The sequence below is a fragment of the Pseudomonas sp. IT-232MI5 genome, from assembly GCF_949767845.1.
GTDB lineage: Bacteria > Pseudomonadota > Gammaproteobacteria > Pseudomonadales > Pseudomonadaceae > Aquipseudomonas.
On the sequence record NZ_CATKQE010000011.1, the window covers coordinates 127,062 to 144,924 of the forward strand.

18 protein-coding genes are annotated in these 17,863 nt (G+C 59.7%); 9 read left to right on the forward strand and 9 right to left on the reverse strand.

Going from position 1 to position 17,863, the window contains the following annotated elements; all coding sequences use genetic code 11:
- Positions 1-20: 20 nt before the first annotated feature.
- From benB to ACM6JQ_RS09530, 5 genes are all read right to left on the reverse strand, one after another.
- The gene (gene benB / locus ACM6JQ_RS09510; RefSeq protein ID WP_414893650.1) at positions 21-509 is read right to left on the reverse strand and encodes a benzoate 1,2-dioxygenase small subunit; all 489 of its coding nucleotides are present in this window, start codon (positions 507-509) and stop codon (positions 21-23) included.
- Positions 509-1,864, reverse strand: coding sequence for a benzoate 1,2-dioxygenase large subunit (benA, locus tag ACM6JQ_RS09515; RefSeq protein WP_007916066.1), 1,356 nt, complete (start codon positions 1,862-1,864; stop codon positions 509-511). The genes benB and benA overlap by 1 nt, the downstream gene beginning before the upstream one ends.
- Positions 1,865-2,015: 151 nt before the next feature.
- Complete coding sequence (locus ACM6JQ_RS09520) at positions 2,016-2,972, reverse strand: AraC family transcriptional regulator (protein WP_095111909.1); 957 nt, start codon at positions 2,970-2,972, stop codon at positions 2,016-2,018.
- 882 nt (positions 2,973-3,854) lie between these two features.
- Positions 3,855-4,778 carry a bifunctional helix-turn-helix transcriptional regulator/GNAT family N-acetyltransferase gene (locus tag ACM6JQ_RS09525; protein WP_414893651.1) on the reverse strand — a complete coding sequence of 308 codons (924 nt, stop codon included), beginning with the start codon at positions 4,776-4,778 and terminating at the stop codon, positions 3,855-3,857.
- A gap of 67 nt (positions 4,779-4,845) precedes the next feature.
- Complete coding sequence (locus ACM6JQ_RS09530; protein ID WP_095111907.1) at positions 4,846-5,121, reverse strand: hypothetical protein; 276 nt, start codon at positions 5,119-5,121, stop codon at positions 4,846-4,848.
- 137 nt (positions 5,122-5,258) lie between these two features.
- On the opposite strand from ACM6JQ_RS09530, the gene ACM6JQ_RS09535 reads away from it, so the two are divergent.
- Positions 5,259-6,095 carry an AraC family transcriptional regulator gene (locus tag ACM6JQ_RS09535; RefSeq protein ID WP_414893652.1) on the forward strand — a complete coding sequence of 279 codons (837 nt, stop codon included), beginning with the start codon at positions 5,259-5,261 and terminating at the stop codon, positions 6,093-6,095.
- Positions 6,096-6,149: 54 nt separating this feature from the next.
- Positions 6,150-6,746, forward strand: coding sequence for a LysE family translocator (locus ACM6JQ_RS09540; RefSeq protein WP_414893653.1), 597 nt, complete (start codon positions 6,150-6,152; stop codon positions 6,744-6,746).
- Between the two features lie 113 nt (positions 6,747-6,859).
- Here the strand turns inward: ACM6JQ_RS09540 and ACM6JQ_RS09545 are convergent, their stop codons facing one another.
- A complete protein-coding gene (locus ACM6JQ_RS09545) occupies positions 6,860-7,630 on the reverse strand; it encodes an AraC family transcriptional regulator (protein ID WP_093430807.1) in 771 nt (256 codons plus the stop codon).
- 231 nt (positions 7,631-7,861) lie between these two features.
- Here ACM6JQ_RS09545 and ACM6JQ_RS09550 point away from each other — a divergent pair, with 231 nt between their 5' ends.
- The 7 genes from ACM6JQ_RS09550 to ACM6JQ_RS09580 all read left to right on the forward strand — a co-directional run bounded on the left by ACM6JQ_RS09550 (position 7,862) and on the right by ACM6JQ_RS09580 (position 16,308).
- Complete coding sequence (locus ACM6JQ_RS09550; protein ID WP_007916055.1) at positions 7,862-9,487, forward strand: APC family permease; 1,626 nt, start codon at positions 7,862-7,864, stop codon at positions 9,485-9,487.
- Between the two features lie 22 nt (positions 9,488-9,509).
- Complete coding sequence (locus ACM6JQ_RS09555) at positions 9,510-10,436, forward strand: 4-hydroxyproline epimerase (RefSeq protein WP_007916054.1); 927 nt, start codon at positions 9,510-9,512, stop codon at positions 10,434-10,436.
- Positions 10,437-10,491: 55 nt separating this feature from the next.
- On the forward strand, positions 10,492-11,439 hold the full coding sequence (locus ACM6JQ_RS09560; protein ID WP_414893654.1) for a dihydrodipicolinate synthase family protein: 948 nt from the start codon (positions 10,492-10,494) through the stop codon (positions 11,437-11,439).
- A 70-nt stretch (positions 11,440-11,509) separates the two neighbouring features.
- The gene (locus ACM6JQ_RS09565; RefSeq protein WP_414893655.1) at positions 11,510-13,102 is read left to right on the forward strand and encodes an aldehyde dehydrogenase (NADP(+)); all 1,593 of its coding nucleotides are present in this window, start codon (positions 11,510-11,512) and stop codon (positions 13,100-13,102) included.
- Complete coding sequence (locus ACM6JQ_RS09570) at positions 13,092-14,354, forward strand: NAD(P)/FAD-dependent oxidoreductase (RefSeq protein WP_414893656.1); 1,263 nt, start codon at positions 13,092-13,094, stop codon at positions 14,352-14,354. The genes ACM6JQ_RS09565 and ACM6JQ_RS09570 overlap by 11 nt, the downstream gene beginning before the upstream one ends.
- 170 nt (positions 14,355-14,524) lie before the next feature.
- Positions 14,525-15,358 (forward strand): oxidoreductase, encoded by an 834-nt coding sequence (locus tag ACM6JQ_RS09575; protein WP_095111901.1) that lies wholly within the window; start codon positions 14,525-14,527, stop codon positions 15,356-15,358.
- 11 nt (positions 15,359-15,369) lie between these two features.
- Positions 15,370-16,308 (forward strand): AraC family transcriptional regulator, encoded by a 939-nt coding sequence (locus ACM6JQ_RS09580; protein WP_095111900.1) that lies wholly within the window; start codon positions 15,370-15,372, stop codon positions 16,306-16,308.
- Between the two features lie 5 nt (positions 16,309-16,313).
- Here ACM6JQ_RS09580 and ACM6JQ_RS09585 read toward each other — a convergent pair whose 3' ends face one another.
- From ACM6JQ_RS09585 to ACM6JQ_RS09595, 3 genes are all read right to left on the reverse strand, one after another.
- Positions 16,314-16,526: a DUF2945 domain-containing protein gene (locus tag ACM6JQ_RS09585; protein WP_095111899.1), complete on the reverse strand. Its 213-nt coding sequence runs from the start codon at positions 16,524-16,526 to the stop codon at positions 16,314-16,316.
- A gap of 28 nt (positions 16,527-16,554) precedes the next feature.
- Positions 16,555-16,755 (reverse strand): hypothetical protein, encoded by a 201-nt coding sequence (locus tag ACM6JQ_RS09590; protein WP_007916036.1) that lies wholly within the window; start codon positions 16,753-16,755, stop codon positions 16,555-16,557.
- Between the two features lie 167 nt (positions 16,756-16,922).
- Positions 16,923-17,849: a Gfo/Idh/MocA family protein gene (locus ACM6JQ_RS09595; protein WP_414893657.1), complete on the reverse strand. Its 927-nt coding sequence runs from the start codon at positions 17,847-17,849 to the stop codon at positions 16,923-16,925.
- Between the last annotated feature and the right edge of the window lie 14 nt (positions 17,850-17,863).

The following is a 17,863-nucleotide window of genomic DNA, read 5'->3' on the forward strand; positions in this document are numbered from 1 at the left end:
GGTGCACCTCGCCGTGTCGACTAGATGTGATAAATGTCGATGACCTGACGGACGTAATCGTTTTTCAGCACGACTTTCTTGGCCTTGATCAGCGGTTGTTCACCACGCAGATCGAGGGTGTAGAAACTGCTGCCGAAGTAGCTGTCGGTGACCTGATAGCGAAAGCTCAGGGTGTGCCAGTTGAAACGCACCTGGCACAGCCCTTCGCTCTGCCCGACGATTTCGATGTTGCTCAGGTTGTGCGAGGTGCGGGTGTCGGGGAGGGTCGCGCTGGAGCGCTCGGTCTTGATCCGGAAGATGCGGTCTTCGAGGCCGCCACGGTTGCCGTACCAGATCAGCGAGATTTCGCTTTGCGGGTCCTCGGTGAGGGTGTCGTTGTCGTCCCAGGCCGGCATCCAGAAGGTCGCATCGGCGGCGTACAGTTCCAGCCATTGATCCCACTGGCCGTCATCGAGATAGCGCGCTTCGCGGAAGAGAAAATCGCGCACGGTTTCGTAGAGGTTGCTCATCACACGGCCTCCACAGGAATCAGTTGAGGTTCGGCGGCAGCGGCCTTGAGCATGGTTTCTTGCCAGTACTTGTGTTGCAGCACAAACAGACCTTCGTCTTCGGTACGCATGCCAGAAAGCAATGGTTTAAGGTCGATTTCTTCGGCGGCGGCGTCGGCGCCTTCGACCCAATGGGTGGCGCCACGGGACATGTCGTTCCAGCCGCGACCCGCGCCATAACCGGCCTGGCACGAGCGGAACTCTTCCAGGTCATCCGGCGTGGCCATGCCGCTGACGTTGAAGAAGTCTTCGTACTGACGAATGCGCTTGGCCCGCGCTTCAGCGCTCTCGCCTTTGGGGGCGATGCAGTAAATGGTGATTTCAGTCTTGTCGACCGAGATCGGCCGGGCGATGCGGATCTGTGAGCTGAACTGATCCATCAAGTACACGTTGGGGTACAGGCACAGGTTGCGCGAGTTTTCGATCATCCAGTCGGCGCGGGCCTGGCCGAAATCACGGGCCAACTCGTCACGGCGCTCGTAGGCCGGGCGGTCTTCAGGGTTGGCCCAGCGGGTCCAGAGCAGCAGATGACCGTGATCGAACGAATAAAAGCCGCCGCCCTTCTTCGCCCAACTGCCGGCGCTCATGGTTTTGATCGCTTCACCCGCTTCGCGCTGTTGACGCTGGTTCTGGGTGGCGGCGTAGTTCCAGTGCACCGAGCTGACGTGGTAGCCATCGGCGCCATTTTCAGCGGTGAGTTTCCAGTTGCCTTCGTAGATATAGGAACTTGAACCGCGCAGCACTTCCAGGCCTTCAGGCGACTGATCGACGATCATATCGATGATTTTTGCCGATTCGCCCAGATGCTCAGCGAGGGGTTTCACATCGGCATTGAGGCTGCCGAACAGAAAGCCGCGATAGGACTCGAAACGCGCAACCTTTGTCAGGTCATGGGAGCCTTCGCAGTTGAAGCCTTGCGGGTAACCGGCCTCGCTCGGGTCTTTGACCTTGAGCAATTTGCCGCTGTTGTTGAACGTCCAGCCGTGAAACGGGCAGGTGTAGCTGGAGCGGTTGCCGGACTTGTGCCGGCACAACATGGCGCCGCGATGGCTGCAGGCATTGAGGAACGCATTGAGTACACCGTCCTTGTTGCGCGCGATAAAGATCGGCTGGCGCCCCATGGTGGTGGTGAGAAAATCGTTGTTGTTGGGGATCTGGCTTTCATGGGCGAGGTAAATCCAGTTACCTTCGAAGATGTGCGCCATCTCCAGTTCAAACAGACGCGGATCGGTGAACATCTCCCGCTTGCAGCGGTAGGCGCCCTTCTCCTTGTCTTCTTCAAGCATGGCATTGAGGTAATCGATTCCCAGGGACATGGCCGGGGCCTCCATTGTTATTGTTCAGGCCAGGTCAGATTAGGGAGGCGATGCACGGGGCAATAGCCGAATCCTGCAGATCGCTATCCGTTTTGTGCAGGATGGCGCGGCAGATGATTCAGCATGTTTCGCGAGGGTTTAGTGCGGAGTGTCAGTGGCGGCGTTTGAAGGTCTGCGACGGCAGTTCGCCGAATTGCTGGCGATAGCTTTCGGAGAAGCGGCCCAGGTGCAGAAAGCCATAATCCAGCGCCAGTTCAGTGAGATTGCGCACCGGGCAGCTTGGGTCGCTGAGGCAGGCGTGAATGCGTACCAGCTTGCGCTGGCGGATGTATTGCATCGGTGTGACGCCGAGTTGGCGTTCGAACAAAGCATACAGCGAGCGCGGGCTCATGCTCGCCTGCGCGGCCAGATGTTCGGCGGGCAGGTCCTGTTTCAGATTGCGCTCGATGTAATCGATGATGCGCTCGAAGCTGACGTTCGGCGTGCTCAGGCACTCACGGCTGACATTGGTGTTCATCAGCGAAATCAGTTTGCTGCCGATGATCTGCGCGTAATGCTCCTGCACCCGCAGTAACGGATCGCTGGCCTCGGCTTCCTGACAGATCATCGCCAGCAGGTTGGTGAAGCCTTCCAACTCCTCCAGCCGATAGTGATTGCGCAGGAAACGGATACCGCTGGAGGGGTGCTGCCAACGCTGCTCGTCGCACACCGATTCGAGCACGCTGACCGGCACCTTGAGGATGAATTTTTCGCAATCATCCGAGTACGTCAGATCGACCGGATCATCCGGATTGATCAACAGCAACTCGCCCGGCACCAGATGCTGTTCGCGCTTATGCCCGCGCCACAGGCAATTGCCTTGCAGCAGGACTTGCAGGTGGTACACGGTCTCCAGCGCCACGGAGGTCACGCGAACACTGCCGCCATAGCTGATACGCGCCAGATCGAGGTCGGCCAGTTTTCGGTGGTTGAGGCTGGCTTGTGGGTGGGTGGTTCTGGACAGGCCGATGAAGTGCTGGCCGACGTGCTGGTTGACGTAGTCGGAGACGGCATAAGGGTCAGCGTGACGAAACACGCTGCTGCGATCGCTCAGCAGATGGCTGTCCATGGGGCATTGCTCGTTGTTGTCGTTATTTTGGGATCACGGGGTTTCAGGCATCACGACTCACAGTACGCCCGGAGTATGAGGGTGGGCAATTGGACAAAGGTTTGGGTGCTCGATAATCGAACGTTTTTTTGCGGATTACGGGGTGGTTTGAACTAGGCCTACACTTGCCAAAGAAATGCCCTACACGCAAAAAAATCCGACACAGAAAAATCCTACTTATGACAGTTTTAAAAAAACAAAAAAAGCCCGTTCCAGTCGAAACTGAAACGGGCTTCTCCCACCTCAACGGCCCTTACTTCAGGTCGTCAAAGTGGTCTCGCAGGAACTCGTAAAAGCGAAAGGCTTTAAACAATCTCCATACAAGGCTCAGCGTACGCAGCAAAAGCTTCATACGTTTTGGCCTCCAGGGCTGGGGGCCAAACCTCCAGTAAACTTACCGGATCATACTTGCCTTCAGCCTGCACGTTAAAGCAGCTAGTGAGGCGGCCGGTTGAAATCCCTCCGAAACATCATTCCGGCACGGGTGCAAAACCGTGTCAAAGGGCATGAAACCGTTTGGTCACCAGCCTGGCCTCACCGCTGCTTGAACAAGTGAGCGCCCGCATCATAACCTTCATTCAGAGGCTTTCAGGAAAAGTAATTTTCTGTTTTGTTAACCATTATTTCTGCCAGCCTTTTATGAAAATGAAATAGCGTAAACAACCAGTTTCTTACGAACTTTAACCTTGCAAGGGGGCACAAAGACTCCTACCATGAGCGAACGTTAAAGCAGCTAGTGAAGCAAAAAACCTCGGTCGCAAACCAAGGTTTACAAAAGAACCGCCCCGCAAAGGCGGTTTTTTTTCGTCTGCCTTTTCACTGCACCCGCCGATGAAAATCAGATCACAGCGCCCGCGCCCACGTCTGACTCACCAGATCCTTGCCAAAGCTGTGAACCGCCTCCTCCTCCACCAGTTCAAACCCGGCCTGCTGATAGATCTTGCGCGCAGCCGTCAGGTTACTGGTCGTCCACAGGGTCATTTTCTGGTAGCCAATCTGCCGGGCAAAGCGCAGGCACTCCTCGACCAGACGGCTGCCAATGCCCAAGCCCCGCGCGCTGGCGTCGACGTAGAGCATGCGCAGTTTGGCGGTCGTTTCATCCTGGCGGACGATAAACACAGAGCCAATAACCTTGCCGTCCTTTTCCGCAATCCAGCAGCGCTCGCTTGTCGGGTCGTAATCACGCAGGTACTTGGCGACCACCTCGGCCACCAGTGTTTCGAACTCCGAATTCCAGCCGTATTCGCGGCTATACAGCGCGGCTTGCTGTTGCATCACCGTGCCCATGTCACCGGGCTGCGGATCGCGTAACACGTAGTTCGAATCCTTGTTGCCTTGCAGCAGTGTCTGGATCAGCGTCATGGCGCCGATCAGACGTTTTTGCTGCGGTTCAGGTAATCGCTTGAGCATGGTGACGATCTGTTCACGGGAAGCCTTTTCCAACGGGATCAGAATTTCACGGCCCAGCTCGGTAAGGTGCAATTGCGCGGCGCGGGCGTCGGTCGGCGACGGGACTTTCTGGATCAGGCCACGCTTCTCGAAACCACTGATGATGCGACTCATGTAGCCGGCGTCCAGCCCAAGCATCTGGCGTAGATCGGCGCTGGTCAGGTCGCCACGCGAGGCCAGCTCATACAAAATGCGCAGCTCAGTCAGCGAGTAGTCGCTTTGCAGCAAATGCTCCTGCAATACGCCGATCTGATGGGTGTAAAAACGATTGAAGCCGCGCACAACATCGGCTTGCTCGAGGAGATGGCTGCTGGACATGGCAAATACTCAGATAATTGCTTAAAGCAACTATATATTTGCCAAAAGCAACCATGTCAACAGAAAGCTATCGACATTTGGCCAACACCACCTGACAGGTGTCCGGCGTGCCCCCGGAGCGCCCGGCATAACGGATGCAGTTGTTCAACGATTTCTGCCGGGCCATGTTCAGGCTGGAGCCCCAGGCCAGACCGCCCTCGCCGACCGTCGGCAAGGCTTTGGCGTAGCAGGCATCGCCAACCCCCGAGGGTGGATAGTGTTTTCGGCTGGAGCAGCCTGCGCCAAGCGTCAGGCTAAGCCCGATCAGGGTGAGCATGCCCCAGAGCGAGCATCGGTTAATCATCGCATTCCACCTGCCGGCAAAGGGGTCGTGACCTGCAGAGTCTAGTCCCCTCACCTGCACAAATCTTCTAAACGTCGATGATCATTGCGCGGTATTTTATGGGGCCGCACCTTTCAATGGCGAACTCTGGAGCCTCCGTGGATAAACGCAACTGGATCGAGCTGTCCCAGGATGTCGACACCGGGATTGAATCGATTCGCGCTCACTTTGAGGGCCATGCCTACGATCCGCACTGGCATGACAGTTTCCTCGTCGGCGTCACCGAGCAAGGTGTGCAGCAGTTCAATTGCCGCCGCATGCGCCATCGCAGTACGCCGGGCAACGTGTTCTTGCTGGAGCCGGGGGAAATCCACGATGGGCAAGCGCCTACCGAGGAGGGTTTTACCTATTCGATGCTCTACCTCGATCCGCATTGGCTTGAGCGTGAAATGCACGCGCTGTTCGAAGATGCACCGTCCGACAGCCAGCCCGGTTTTGCCGATACGCTGAGTCAGGACCCGCGTCTGGCCACAGCGATCAGTCACGCTTTTCATGCGTTGCATGACGGCGATCTGCGCATTGTCCGCCAGACCGCCATCGATGGCTTGCTCGGCTCGCTCACGCGCCATCTCGCGTGGCGCAAACGCCAGGATTTCGATCCTCGCCTGCCGTTGGTGGCGCAACTGGCGCGGGATTATCTGCACGCGCACACCTATGAAGATATCGGTCTCGATGATCTCGCGCGGGTCTGCGGGGTCGACCGTTTTCGTCTTAGCCGCGCCTTCAAGTCGGCTTTTGGCATGGCGCCGCACGCGTACCTGATCCAGCTGCGTCTGGCCAAGGCGCGTCAGTTGCTGGCTCGGGGGGAAACGCCGGCGCAGGTCGCCAGCGTGCTCGGTTTTGCCGACCAGAGTCATCTCGGTCGCTGGTTCCGTCGCGCCTACCAACTCACCCCCGCCGACTACCGCAAGCGCTGCTCAAACCTTCCAGACTGACGTACACCGACTGGCGATCATGGCTTCCTGTGTTTACTTCCAAGGAATCCGCCCATGGCGTCATTATTGCCCTTCCTGCTATTCGCTTTCGTTGCCTCGATTACGCCGGGGCCGACCAATATTCTGGTGTTGAGCCACAGTTCGCGCCAAGGCCTGCTCGCCACGTTGCCGATCATTTTTGGCGCCTGCGCGGCGGCGGCACTGATTGTATTGGTGGTCGGCCTCGGTGCCGGTGAAACCTTGCTGCGCTACCCGCGCGTGCAGCAAGCCATGGCCTGGGGCGGTGTGCTCTGGTTGAGCTGGCTGGCGTGGCAGATCTTTCGCAGCGCGCCGCCGTCGCTGGACCCGGCTGAGACGCAAGAGGAAGGTTTCAGCGTGCTGGGCGCGGCCATGCTGCAACTGGTCAATCCCAAGGTGTGGATGATGGCCGTGGCGGTGGTCAGCGTATTTGTCGGCGGTGGTGACAAGACGCTGCGATTGTTGGTGTTGTCGCTGGCGTTTTTGCTGGTGTCATTGCCGTGCATGACGTTGTGGGCGTTGCTGGGTGTGGGCAGTGCTCGCTTGACGGGATCGCCAAAGGCATTCAAGCGGATGAACGTAGTACTCGCGTTATTGTTACTGCTCTCGGCCTGGCTGACAGTACTGGCATGACGCCCTTGTAGGAGCTGCCGAAGGCTGCGATCTTTTGATCTTGATCTTATAAAACAAAATCAAAAGATCGCAGCCTTCGGCAGCTCCTACAGTGCTCTTCAATAGCCATTTCATCAGGGTGAGGTGGCCTGCCGATACTCGCGCGGAGTAAACCCGGTCGAGGCCTTGAACTGGCGGGTGAAAGCGCTGTGATCGGTGTAGCCGCATTGCAGCGCCACGTCGGTAATTGGCAGGTCGGTATGCAACAACCGGTGCGCGTGTTCGAGCCGCACTTTCTGGATCATCTGCCGTGGTGTCAGGTGAAATACCCGTTTGCAATAACGCTCCAGTTGCGCCACAGAGATACCGGCGATGCGGGTCAGTTCACCGAGGGTGACGCGGCGATTGAAATTCGCGCGAATATGCTCATCGACAGCCGCCAGCCGTTCGAATGCCGGGTGCGTTTCACTGGCCGATTGCAGGTCAACCGAGATTCCCGCCAGACCAATAATGACCCCGTCACGGTTGTACAGCGGCTGCTTGTGCGTCAGGCACCAGCCCGGTTCGCGACTGCCGTACAGATGCAGTTCCAGCTGATCCTCCAGCACAAAACCCTCCTCCAGCACTTTGCGATCCTGCTCGGTGTAACCCGGTCCGAGTTGTGCCGGGAACACCTGCGCACTGGTTTTGCCGAGCAACGGGCGCAAATCCTTCAAGCCACAGCGTTGCACCAGCGTGCGGTTGGCGAGCACGTAACGGGCCTGCACATCCTTGATGAAAATCGCCGCATTGGGGATCACATCAAGCATCGGCAACAACAGCGCGGCGCCGGCCAAGAGTTCCTCCAGTGTCTGCGGACGCTGGCCATTCATGCCTTGGGCCAGGATCGAAAACGCCTGCTGCATCAGAGATTCCCCTCGTAACGTGGATCGACCAAGTCCCCGCCATGCGGCGTTCGCGTGCAGATTGCAGCATCGTTCAAGGCGTGTCGAGGGCCGTGTTTCATCGGTGCCATTGTGCTGATTTCGTCATCGAACCCGCGGCAAAACATCAATCGCCACACCGTTGATGAGTTCAAAGTCTGGCCGTCCGAGTGACACAACTGCCTATCCAATAACTCACAAGAAGGCGATGCCATGTCAGGCCAAGGCAAGTTCAAAAAACAGCTTTCACTGATCGACCTCACATTTATCGGGCTGGGGGCAATCTTCGGTTCCGGCTGGTTGTTCGCGGCCAGTCATGTGTCCGCGATTGCCGGGCCGGCGGGGATTTTTTCCTGGCTGCTGGGCGGCTTCGCCGTGTTGTTGCTGGGCATCGTCTACTGTGAACTCGGCGCTGCACTGCCGCGTGCCGGTGGCGTGGTGCGTTACCCGGTGTACTCCCACGGGCCGTTGCTCGGCTACTTGATGGGTTTTATCACCCTGATTGCGTTTTCCAGTCTGGTGGCGATCGAAGTGGTTGCTTCGCGCCAATACGCGGCGGCATGGTTTCCCGAGCTGACCAAGGCTGGCAGCGGCGATCCGACGATCCTCGGGTGGATGGTGCAGTTTGGTCTGCTCTGCATTTTCTTCCTGCTCAACTACCGCAGCGTGAAGACCTTCGCCAAGGCCAATAATCTTGTCAGCGTATTCAAATTCATCGTGCCGTTGCTGGTGATCGGTGTGCTGTTCACCTTCTTCAAACCGGCCAACTTCCACGTGCAGGGTTTCGCCCCGTTCGGCTTGTCCGGTATCGAAATGGCGGTGTCGGCGGGTGGCGTGATTTTCGCTTACCTGGGGCTGACGCCAATCATCTCCGTGGCCAGTGAAGTGAAGAATCCGCAGCGCACTATTCCCATCGCGCTGATCCTCTCGGTGCTGCTGTCGACGTTGATTTATGTGCTGCTGCAAATGGCCTTTCTTGGCAGCATCCCGACCGAAATGCTCGCCAATGGCTGGGCCGGGATCAGCAAAGAGTTTTCCCTGCCATACCGCGACATTGCACTGGCACTGGGTGTGGGTTGGCTGGCTTATCTGGTGGTCGCCGATGCGGTGATCTCGCCAAGCGGCTGCGGCAACATCTACATGAACGCCACCCCGCGCGTGATCTACGGTTGGGCGCAGACCGGCACGTTCTTCAAGGTCTTCACCCACATCGACGAAAAATCCGGCATCCCACGTCCGGCGCTGTGGCTGACCTTCGCCCTGTCGGTGTTCTGGACCCTGCCGTTTCCGTCGTGGGAGGCGCTGATCAACGTGGTCTCCGCTGCGCTGGTGTTGAGCTACGCCGTGGCCCCCGTGTCCGTGGCCGCGCTGCGCCGCAATGCGCCAGACATGCCACGGCCGTTCCGGGTCAAGTGCATGGGCGTGCTCGGGCCGGTGTCGTTCATCATCGCCGCGCTGATTGTCTACTGGTCGGGCTGGAACACCGTGTCGTGGCTGCTTGGCCTGCAGATTCTGATGTTCGTCGTCTATCTCTTGTGCGGCCGTTTCGTGCCGACCGCCCACCTCAATCTGGCCCGCCAGGTGCGTAGTTCAGCGTGGCTGATCGCCTTCTACGCGGTGACCATCGTGCTGTCGAAACTCGGCACCTTTGGTGGCCTCGGCATCCTCGCTCATCCGTTCGACACGATCGTCGTCGCCGCATGCGCCACCGGCATTTATTACTGGGGCGCCGCGACCGGTGTGCCGGCGCATCTGCTGCGTCTGGAAGACGATGATGAGGAAAGCGAAATCGCCGCCCCCGACTCGACCGTGGCTGCGCGCCCTGCCGGCGCCTACTGAAATCACCTAAAGGAATCTATTCATGAAACGAGTACACGTCATTGATTCCCACACCGGCGGTGAGCCCACGCGTCTGGTGATGACAGGCTTCCCCGACCTGCCCGGCAACAGCATGGTGGAAAAACGCGATGCGCTGCGCACTCAGCATGACCAATGGCGCCGCGCCTGCCTGCTGGAGCCTCGTGGCAACGATGTGCTGGTCGGCGCGCTGTATTGCGAGCCGGTCTCGCCGGACGCCACGTGCGGGGTGATTTTCTTCAACAACGCCGGTTATCTGGGCATGTGCGGCCACGGCACCATCGGCCTGATCAATTCGTTGCAGTACTTGGGAAAAATCCAATCGGGCATCCACAAAATCGACACGCCAGTCGGCCCGGTCAGCGCCACGTTGCATGAGGACGGCTCGGTGACATTGGGCAACGTGCCCGCCTACCGCCATCGCAAACAGGTGCCGGTGGACGTGCCGGGATTCGGTCAGGTATTGGGCGACATCGCCTATGGCGGCAATTGGTTTTTCCTCGTCTCCGAGCACGGCCAGACATTGACGATGGACAACGTCGAACACCTCACGGCGTACACCTGGGCAATGCTCAAGGCCCTCGAAGATCAGGGCATTTACGGCGAGGACGGCGCCGTCATTGATCATATCGAACTGTTTGCAGACGACGCCGTTGCCGACAGCCGCAACTTCGTCATGTGCCCTGGCAAAGCCTACGACCGCTCACCGTGCGGCACCGGCACCAGCGCCAAACTCGCCTGCCTCGCGGCCGACGACAAGCTGCAACCCGGTGCGACCTGGGTGCAGGCGAGCATCACCGGCAGCCAGTTCGAAGGCCGCTTCGAATGGGACGGCGAGCGAGTGCGCCCGTTCATCACCGGCCGCGCTTACATGACCGCCGACAGCACCTTGCTGATCGACGAAGCAGACCCGTTCGCGTGGGGCATCTGAGCCACCGCGCAGACTTTTCACCTCAATTTGAACGATGTGCCAAGGAGTTAAAACAATGAGCGACAACATCTTCACCGGTTGCATGCCGGCCCTGATGACCCCGTGCACCGCCCAGCGCAAACCGGACTTCGACGCCTTGGTGGCCAAGGGTCGCGAACTGATCGATATCGGCATGAGCGCCGTGGTCTATTGCGGTTCCATGGGCGACTGGCCGCTGCTGACCGAGGCCGAGCGTCAAGAAGGCGTGGCGCGTCTGGTCGCGGCGGGCATCCCGACGATCGTGGGCACCGGCGCGGTGAATTCCCGTGAAGCGGTCTCCCATGCGGCGCACGCGGCGAAAGTCGGCGCGCAGGGTTTGATGGTGATTCCGCGTGTGCTGTCCCGTGGTGCTTCGGTCACGGCGCAAAAAGCCCATTTCGCCGCCATCCTGCAAGCCGCGCCGAATCTGCCGGCGGTGATCTACAACAGCCCTTACTACGGCTTCGCCACCCGCGCCGACCTGTTCTTCGAACTGCGCCGCGAGTACCTGAACCTGATCGGTTTCAAAGAATTCGGCGGTGGCGCCGACCTGCGTTACGCCGCTGAAAACATCACATCCAAGGACGATGACGTGACCTTGATGGTCGGCGTCGACACGCAAGTGGTGCACGGTTTTGTCAACTGCAACGCCACCGGCGCCATTACCGGCATCGGCAACGCCCTGCCCCGCGAAGTACTGCAACTGGTAGCGCTGAGCAAGCAAGCGGCCAAGGGTGATGCCAAGGCCCGGCGCCAGGCGCGGGAACTGGAATCGGCGCTGGCGGTACTGTCGTCGTTCGATGAAGGCTGCGACCTGGTGCTGTATTACAAACACCTGATGGTGCTCAACGGCGACAAGGAATACACCCTGCACTTCAACGAAACCGATGCGTTGAGCGATTCGCAGCGGCAGTATGCCGAGAAGCAGTATTCGCTGTTCCGTCACTGGTACGAGAACTGGTCGGCGGAACAGAACTTCGCCTGACACCTCAGCCTCACCTGCCGCGATGCGTTTTGCTACGCGGCAGGCATTTCCCTTTTATCAGGAAGACACCATGACTTTGACGGGCCACATGCTGATCGGGCAGCACACGATTGCCGGCAATCGCAGCGCCATTTGCGGGATCAATCCGGCCACCGATGAAGCGCTGCAACCAGCGTATGCCGGTGGCTCGGCCGGGCATGTCGAACAGGCCTGCGCGTTGGCTTGGGCCGCATTCGATGTTTATCGCGAGACAACCCTGAATGTCCGCGCCGAATTCCTTGAAGGCATTGCCGGGGAAATCGAAGCCCTGGGCGATGAGCTGATCGACCGTGCCCACGCGGAAACCGGCCTGCCGCACGCGCGACTGCTGGGCGAACGCGGGCGTACTTGCCAGCAATTAAGAATGTTCGCCCGCACGGTGCGAGCCGGTGAATGGCTGGATGTGCGTGTCGATAGCGCGCTGCCGCAACGTCAACCGCTGCCGCGCGCCGATCTGCGTCAACGGCAGATTGCGCTGGGACCGGTCGCGGTGTTTGGCGCAAGCAACTTTCCGCTGGCGTTCTCAGTGGCGGGCGGTGATACCGCATCGGCACTGGCCGCCGGTTGTCCGGTGATCGTCAAGGCGCACAGTGCGCATCCCGGCACCAGCGAACTGGTCGGCCGCGCGGTGGCCCGGGCGGTAAAAGCCTGTGGCTTGCCGGACGGCGTGTTTTCCTTGTTGTACGGCTCCGGCCGCGAAGTGGGCATTGCGCTGGTCACAGATCCACGGATCAAAGCGGTGGGTTTCACTGGTTCGCGCAGCGGCGGCCTGGCGTTGATTCAAGCAGCGCAGGCCAGGCCAGAACCGATTCCGGTGTACGCGGAAATGAGTTCGATCAATCCGGTGCTGTTGTTTCCAGCGGCGCTGGACAATCGCACGCAAGCTTTGGCTGAAGGATTCGTGGCTTCGCTGACATTGGGCGCGGGCCAGTTCTGCACCAATCCGGGATTAGTGATCGCGTTGAAAGGACCGGCGCTGGACAAATTTATCGCCGCCACCGCCGAGACCATTCAGCGCAGCCCGGCGCAGACGATGCTGACACCAGGCATCTTCAGCGCCTACGAGGCTGCCGTGAATGCGCTTGCCGAAAGTGCCGATACGCGCATCGCCGGCGTTGGCCAGCCCGGCAGCGGCCCAAACCAGTGTCAGGCCCATGTATTCGTGACCGAGGCCGCCGACTTTCTCGCCGATCACCGCCTGCAAGCCGAAGCGTTCGGTGCGGCGACGCTGATCGTGCAATGCGAAAGTGAAGCTGAAATCCGTCAGGTCACCGAGCTTCTGGAAGGCCAGTTGACCGCCACGTTGCACCTGGATGACCAAGACCTGGAACAGGCGCGTGCATTGCTGCCGACGCTGGAGCGCAAGGCCGGTCGCTTGCTGGTCAACGGCTGGCCCACCGGGGTCGAGGTGTGTGACGCTATGGTTCACGGCGGGCCGTTCCCGGCCACATCCGACTCGCGCACGACATCCGTCGGTACCGCGGCGATCCTGCGTTTCCTGCGCCCGGTCTGCTATCAGGACTTCCCGGACAGCTTGTTGCCTGACGCATTGAAACAAGGCAATCCATTGCAATTACGGCGGCTGCTCGATGGCCACAGGGAAGTGCAGCGCCATGGTGAATAATGTCTCCCACGACATCGCCGTGGTCGGCGCTGGCATCATCGGCGTCGCCTGCGCGCTGCGTCTGGCTCGCCAGGGTTTGCGCGTGGTGGTCATCGATCAGCAGCAACCCGGCCACGGCGCCTCATTCGGCAACGCCGGGCATCTGGCGACCGAGCAGGTGTTTCCGATTGCCGACGCGTCCATCCTCAAGCGCCTGCCAGCCATGCTGATGGACCCGATGGGGCCGTTGCGGCTGGACTGGAAATACCTGCCACGCGCCCTGCCATGGTTCACCCGGTTGCTGCTGAATCTGCGGCCGGCGCCTTTTCAGAACACCGTAGCAGGCTTGCGCGCGCTCAATGAAAGCAGTCTGGAGGCCTGGCAGCGCCTGCTCGCCGACATTCAGCGGCCCGACTTGCTGAAGATCGATGGCTCGTTGCTGGTGTTCGAACGGCCCGAATCGCGTCAGGCGATCCAGGCATTGCAGAGCCGATTGCACCAGCAGCAAGTGCCGGTCGACTATTGGCAGGCCGGCGCCATACGCGAAACCGCGCCGCAACTCAGCGAACATATTCAGGGCGGTTTGTTCTTCCCGCGCACCGGGCATTTCATCGACCCCTACCGCGTGGTGTGCGAACTGGTCCAGGCGGCCAAGGCCAGTGGTGTGAATTTTGTCCAGCAACAGGTTCAGGGCGGCTACGTGCAGGAACACGGCGTTTCGCTGATCACCGGCAATGGCGCTCTGACTGCAAGCCGCGTGCTGATTGCCTGCGGCGCACATTCGGCGAAACTCACCGCCGCCCTCACCGGCAAAAAAGTACCGCTGGACACCGAGCGCGGTTATCACCTGATGCTGCCGCAGGAACATGATCGACTGCCCTTCCCCGTCACCTCGCTGGAACGCAAGTTCATCATGACGCCGATGTCCGAAGGCTTGCGCCTGGCCGGCACCGTCGAGTTCGCCGGTCTGGAGAAGCCACCAAGCATGGAACGCGCATGGCAATTGCATCGGTTGAGTCAGGGCTTGTTTCGCCAGGATCTGAGTGCTGAAGCAGCGACGCCGTGGATGGGCTTTCGACCCTCGTTGCCGGATTCGTTGCCGGTGATTGATCAGGTCTGTGGGGGCAAGGTGTTGCTTGCTTTTGGGCATCAGCATCTGGGGCTGACGCAGGCGGCGGTGACGGCGGAGATGGTGGTGAGGATGACGCGTGCAGATGCAATCCCGGCAACGGCTTTGCCAAGTGGCACGCCCTATCGACTGGCACGTTTCTGACGGCCACAGACAGCAAGATCGACGGTGAGCGTGCTTAGCCGGCAGCCACCGTTTTTTCTGAACATCACGAGCGCCTGATAGGAATAGGCAAGGCTCCAAGACAAACCGGCATAGGTGAGCGCTTGGGTGATGGCTACCATGACGTCACACCCGAGTCATTGGAGACCGTCATGAAACCAAGCAAAACCCTGTTCATCACCGGCGTCAGCAGCGGTTTCGGCCATGCACTGGCCAAGGAAGCCATTGCCAACGGCCACCGCGTGATCGGTACTGTGCGCAATGAATCCGACCTGAAAAACTTCCAGGCGCTGTCCCCGGACAACGCTTACGGGGTGCTGCTGGACGTCACTGATTTTGAGCGGATCGACAGCGTCGTTGCGCAAGTGGAAGCCACTCACGGTCCCGTCGACGTGCTGATCAACAACGCCGGTTACGGTCACGAAGGTATTTTTGAAGAATCGCCGCTGGAGGACATGCGCCGTCAGTTCGACGTCAATGTGTTCGGCGCGGTCGCCATGACCAAGGCCTTCCTGCCCTACTTCCGCCAGCGTCGCGCCGGCCGCATCCTCAACATCACCTCCATGGGCGGCACCATCACGATGCCCGGCATCGCCTATTACTGCGGCAGCAAATTTGCGCTTGAAGGGATCTCCGATACCCTGAGCAAAGAGCTGCGGCCCTTCAATGTCTTCGTCACGGCGGTGGCACCTGGCTCGTTTCGCACTGACTGGGCCGGCCGTTCGATGCAACGCACCGCGCGCAGCATTGCCGACTACGACGCCAGTTTCGACCCGATCCGCCAAGCCCGGGAAGCAAAAAGCGGCAAGCAACTCGGCGACCCGCAAAAGGCTGCGCAAGCGATGCTGCAGATCATCGATTGCCCCGAGCCTCCCGCCCATTTGTTACTCGGCAGTGATGCGTTGGGGCTGGTGCGTGACCGCCTGCAACAGGCGCTCGACGAGATTGATCAATGGCAAGCGCTGAGTTGCTCCACCGATCACTGAGAGAGAAAACAATGACGCCGGCCGATGGCAGCACCGCGCGCATGGTGCAACTGATGGAAGTCCTCGCACCGGTCGAGGGCTACAACCTCAGCGTGCTCGATGATGTACGCTTCCTGCGCTCGAATCGCCCACTGACCCGCACTCCGGTGTTGTACGACCCCGGCATTGTCATCCTCTGCCAGGGTCGCAAGCGCGGTTATCTGGGTGAGGACACCTACGTCTATGACGCGCAGCATTATCTGGTGGTGTCCGTGCCCATCCCCTTCACCATGGAGACCGACGCCACGGCAGCCGAGCCGATGCTCGCGATTTACATGCAACTGGACTTTCAGTTGGCCAGCGAGTTGATGTTGCAAGTCGATGAGGTGCATGGCGTCAGCGATGCTGAGCCGAAGGGCATGTATGCCTCGCCGATGGACGACGCGCTGCGCACCACGACCTTGCGTTTTCTCGAGGCGATGAGCGTCGCCGGTGAAGCGCAAATTCTCGGGCCGGCGCTGGTACGTGAGATCTATTACCGCATTCTCACGGGCGAGCAAGGTGGTTCAATGCGTGCGGCGCTGCATCGTCGCGGGCATTTCGGCAAGGTGAGCCGGGCGATCCGCAAGATTCACAGCAGCTATCAGCAGCGCCTCGACGTCGAGCAATTGGCCCGCGAAGCGAGCATGAGCGTACCGAGTTTTCACTTGCACTTTCGCAGCGTGACCGATACCTCGCCGATGCAATACCTGAAGTCGACACGCCTGCATCAGGCGCGGCTGCTGATGCTGCGCCAAGCCATGAGCGCATCGGCAGCAGCGTTTGACGTGGGTTATGAAAGCGCCTCGCAATTCAGTCGCGAGTTCAAACGGTTTTTCGGCCGGACACCCCAAGCGGAGGTTGAATGGATGAAGGCGACGTACTCATTGCCGCCGCCGACAACGCCTTCCGAGTTTGTTTCGTCGCACTAGACCGGTCACTTCGCGGGATGAAGCGCCGCGCCGTGGTGCATCGCCAGATGCCCGGTCTTGTCACTTTTGACTTCGTACTGCGGCTCGTCCTTTGAAGCAGGCCGATGGCGGCCCATGAACTCGACATCCCGGGTGTGCACCTTGACAACCTTGCCGCGAATCTCCCCGGCCTCGCTGTTCCAGTGAACCGCGTCGCCGACCTTGAATGGCGTGCTCATGGTCTGTCCCCACACTGATTCAATCCGGTCATTGCGACCCAGGATGCTCGCTCGACACCGAGTTGTTGGCCGCCACATCCGTCATGTCTTCATCGACCGGCGACTCTTCATCGGCGGGCAACGGAACCTCGGCCGGGTTGCGTTTCGGATCATGCCCCGTCTCATTGTCCGTCGTGCGTGTCACGTCTTGCTGTGACCGGTTGCCCGGTGCATTTTCATCGATGTCCATGCTTGTTTCTCCGTTCTTGTACGCGGGATATCCGCGCTTAAACGTGAGAGGCAACGGCACAGCGCAAGTGCCGGGCACTGGACGAACGGTGCTCTAACGAAAAAGCCTGCCGTTCAGGGCAGGCTTTCGCTTGGCGATTAAAATAACCGTGCCGAGCCAGCCGGACGCTAATCGTAAAACGCCTCAACCAACACCCGACTGCCGACAAAGAAACTGTCCGCCACCAACCGCAACGGCTGCACATCCAGGTCACTGGCCTTGTCGCCAATCAACTGCTGAAAATGCCGATACACCGCCGCGTACTCGCCCTCCTCCGACACAGCCTGGCCCACACCGTCAATGCTCAACAACGCGCCGCCGTTATCCAGGCGCAACACACCTTCGGCGCAGCGAACCTCAATACTCCACAGCTCATCGTGCCCATGGTCAAAATCAAACTCCGCACGCACATCGAGGCGGCGGGCGTCAGACATTTGGATCGACGCGGCAATCGGCGACTGGCAGTTGTTCGGTACACGCAGTTCAGCGGATTCGACAAACAGCGGCAGCTTCAGCAGATGGGTGACGATCGATAAGGCATTGATGCCCGGGTCGAACACGCCGAGGCCGCCGGGTTGCCAGATCCAGGCCTGACCGGGGTGCCATTTGCGCACGTCTTCTTTCCAGTCGATCTGCACGCTTTGCAGGGTGCGCGAAGCGAGCCAGTCGCGGGCGGCTTCGATGCCGGGTGCGTAGCGTGAATGCCAGGCAAACAAGGCACTGACGCCCTGCTCGGCAGCCTGATCGACCAAGGCCAGCGCTTCGCCCAAGGTGGCACACGGCGGCTTTTCCACCAGTACGTGTTTGCCGGCGGCCAGTGCTTGCTGCACCAGCGCAAAGCGCCCTTGCGGTGGTGTGCAGAAAGCGATCGCGTCCACCGGCGGACCGTTTTCCAGCAACTCACTCAACGATTGGAAGTTTTCAACGCCCGCGCAGGGCTTGCCTTGGGTAGCGACGGAGACCAGCTGGAAAGCGGGATTGGCGAGGATCGCCGGGACGTGTTGATCCTGGGCAATCTTGCCGTAGCCCACCAGACCGAGACGGATTGGTTGCATCAATGACTCCTGTT

What these genes read in the sequence shown, in the direction of transcription:
- benB (WP_414893650.1), bottom strand. Translation starts at nt 509, where the DNA reads ATGAGCAACCTCTACGAAACCGTGCGCGATTTTCTCTTCCGCGAAGCG.
- benA (WP_007916066.1), bottom strand. Translation starts at nt 1,864, where the DNA reads ATGTCCCTGGGAATCGATTACCTCAATGCCATGCTTGAAGAAGACAAG.
- ACM6JQ_RS09520 (WP_095111909.1), bottom strand. Translation starts at nt 2,972, where the DNA reads ATGGACAGCCATCTGCTGAGCGATCGCAGCAGCGTGTTTCGTCACGCT.
- ACM6JQ_RS09525 (WP_414893651.1), bottom strand. Translation starts at nt 4,778, where the DNA reads ATGTCCAGCAGCCATCTCCTCGAGCAAGCCGATGTTGTGCGCGGCTTC.
- ACM6JQ_RS09530 (WP_095111907.1), bottom strand. Translation starts at nt 5,121, where the DNA reads ATGATTAACCGATGCTCGCTCTGGGGCATGCTCACCCTGATCGGGCTT.
- ACM6JQ_RS09540 (WP_414893653.1), top strand. Translation starts at nt 6,150, where the DNA reads ATGGCGTCATTATTGCCCTTCCTGCTATTCGCTTTCGTTGCCTCGATT.
- ACM6JQ_RS09545 (WP_093430807.1), bottom strand. Translation starts at nt 7,630, where the DNA reads ATGCAGCAGGCGTTTTCGATCCTGGCCCAAGGCATGAATGGCCAGCGT.
- ACM6JQ_RS09550 (WP_007916055.1), top strand. Translation starts at nt 7,862, where the DNA reads ATGTCAGGCCAAGGCAAGTTCAAAAAACAGCTTTCACTGATCGACCTC.
- ACM6JQ_RS09555 (WP_007916054.1), top strand. Translation starts at nt 9,510, where the DNA reads ATGAAACGAGTACACGTCATTGATTCCCACACCGGCGGTGAGCCCACG.
- ACM6JQ_RS09560 (WP_414893654.1), top strand. Translation starts at nt 10,492, where the DNA reads ATGAGCGACAACATCTTCACCGGTTGCATGCCGGCCCTGATGACCCCG.
- ACM6JQ_RS09565 (WP_414893655.1), top strand. Translation starts at nt 11,510, where the DNA reads ATGACTTTGACGGGCCACATGCTGATCGGGCAGCACACGATTGCCGGC.
- ACM6JQ_RS09570 (WP_414893656.1), top strand. Translation starts at nt 13,092, where the DNA reads ATGGTGAATAATGTCTCCCACGACATCGCCGTGGTCGGCGCTGGCATC.
- ACM6JQ_RS09575 (WP_095111901.1), top strand. Translation starts at nt 14,525, where the DNA reads ATGAAACCAAGCAAAACCCTGTTCATCACCGGCGTCAGCAGCGGTTTC.
- ACM6JQ_RS09580 (WP_095111900.1), top strand. Translation starts at nt 15,370, where the DNA reads ATGACGCCGGCCGATGGCAGCACCGCGCGCATGGTGCAACTGATGGAA.
- ACM6JQ_RS09585 (WP_095111899.1), bottom strand. Translation starts at nt 16,526, where the DNA reads ATGAGCACGCCATTCAAGGTCGGCGACGCGGTTCACTGGAACAGCGAG.
- ACM6JQ_RS09590 (WP_007916036.1), bottom strand. Translation starts at nt 16,755, where the DNA reads ATGGACATCGATGAAAATGCACCGGGCAACCGGTCACAGCAAGACGTG.
- ACM6JQ_RS09595 (WP_414893657.1), bottom strand. Translation starts at nt 17,849, where the DNA reads ATGCAACCAATCCGTCTCGGTCTGGTGGGCTACGGCAAGATTGCCCAG.